Source organism: Massilia sp. UYP34 (assembly GCF_056279385.1).
The window spans coordinates 1-1,703 of the sequence record NZ_JBWBRF010000051.1; the positions used below are offsets into that span (position 1 = coordinate 1).

Below are 1,703 nucleotides of genomic sequence, written 5' to 3' on the forward strand. Positions count from 1 at the left end.
TTGAATTCCTCTGTGTACCGCTTACCGCTCATATCTTCTCCTTGTGCCCGATATTATGGCTCAGGAGTGTCTACGATAGTCGTGGCGATTCACATTGACCTTGGCGACCGATTCACCGATCAATGCCGAGATCTCCTTGGCGGCCGTGGCCGAACGCTGCGCCAGGTTGCGTACTTCGCTCGCAACCACGGCGAAGCCTCGTCCTTGCTCGCCGGCGCGTGCGGCTTCGACCGCGGCATTCAGTGCCAGGATATTGGTCTGGAAAGCAATGGCGTCGATCACACCGATGATGTCCGAGATCTTGCGCGCCGATGTATTGATGTCCTGCATGGTATTGACCACGGCGGAGACGACGGTGCCGCCCTTGCTCGCGACAGTGCTGGCCGATTCGGCGAGCGTGTTGGCATGACGGGCATAGGCGGTATTCTGTTTGACGACGGCAGTCAGCTCTTTCATCGAATCGGCAGTGCGCCCCAGCGAGTTCGCCTGTTCCTCGGTGCGCATCGACAGATCGTCGTTACCGGCGCTGATCTCGCTGGACGCGGTCGCGATCATGTCGGTACCGCCACGGACCTGGGCAACGATGTTTTGCAAGCTGGCCTGCATTTCGCGGATGGCATGCATGACGCTGGCCTCGTCGTCGGGACGCACGGCCACGTTGATGGTGAGGTCGCCCGAGGCAATGGCTGACGCGATGCGATTGACTTCGATCGGTTCGCCACCCAACTGGCGCAACAGGTGTGCCGTGATCGCGCTGCCGACCAATACGCTCAGGCTGACTGCGGCAAGCGTGACCACGACGATCGTGGTCTTGGCGGACGCGATCGACTCCTGCGCATCGGCGGTGCCCTTGGTGACTTGTTGCTGCACGATGGTGATGACCCGATCGATGTCGAGCACGTTTTGACGGCGCAATGGACTGCACTCATTAACAAGGAAGGCGCCATACTCGGCCAACTGGCCGGCGCTGCGGTAGCGGCGTGGGCGGTTCAGCTCTTGCGCCATCTGCAGCAGGCCGTCACGCATCTTTGCAAAGTCGGCATTCCCAACAAATAGTGGCTCCAGGGCGTGTAGTTCGGTGAGATAACGGGCCTTGTGTTCGTCCAGGAGCTCGAGCTCGCGTGTGGCGTCAGTTACGTTCGGGAAAATGTAGGCATTGCGCGCGGCAAGGCCAGTCTGGGCGAGCGATTCGCGCAATGCGTATAGACGCTCGAGCTGGGTCGTGCGCACCATGTTTTGTGCGGTGAGTTCTTCACCGACATTCCCTAATTCACGCCAAGCAAAGATGGCCAGCACGATAATCAGGATCCCGACCAGGCCAAACCCGAAGCCAAGCTTGGCCCGCGTGCTAAGTGCAGAAAGTGATCGCATAAAACTCTTTGTAAAAGTGATGAGGCAAACGAAGTCCCTGTCGGCTTGGTATGCCAACAAAAACAAATACTTGGGTAACAAAGAATTATAGAAAACTACTTATCGCGCACGATTGAGTCTGGGCGGAAAGCAAAGTTTTTTGTACGCAATGTGCTTTATGCACAAAAGCGATTGGGTGCTTGCACAACAGGACGGTTTTTAGGGATACAAAGCAAAAAACCCCACCAGGATCACCTTGTGGGGTTTTTCTATATAACTAGCCTGACGATAACCTACTTTCACACTGGTTGCAGCACTATCATCGGCGCAAAGTCGTTTCACGGTCCTGTTCG

At 56.6% G+C, this 1,703-nt stretch carries 1 protein-coding gene; it reads right to left on the bottom strand.

Going from position 1 to position 1,703, the window contains the following annotated elements:
* Positions 1 to 60: 60 nt before the first annotated feature.
* Positions 61 to 1,371 carry a methyl-accepting chemotaxis protein gene (locus ACZ9AQ_RS24130; RefSeq protein ID WP_429207340.1) on the bottom strand — a complete coding sequence of 437 codons (1,311 nt, stop codon included), beginning with the start codon at positions 1,369 to 1,371 and terminating at the stop codon, positions 61 to 63.
* Positions 1,372 to 1,703: the final 332 nt, after the last annotated feature.

Excerpts from the sequence above, each read along its gene's own strand:
- ACZ9AQ_RS24130 (WP_429207340.1), bottom strand. The coding sequence starts at position 1,371 with ATGCGATCACTTTCTGCACTTAGCACGCGGGCCAAGCTTGGCTTCGGG.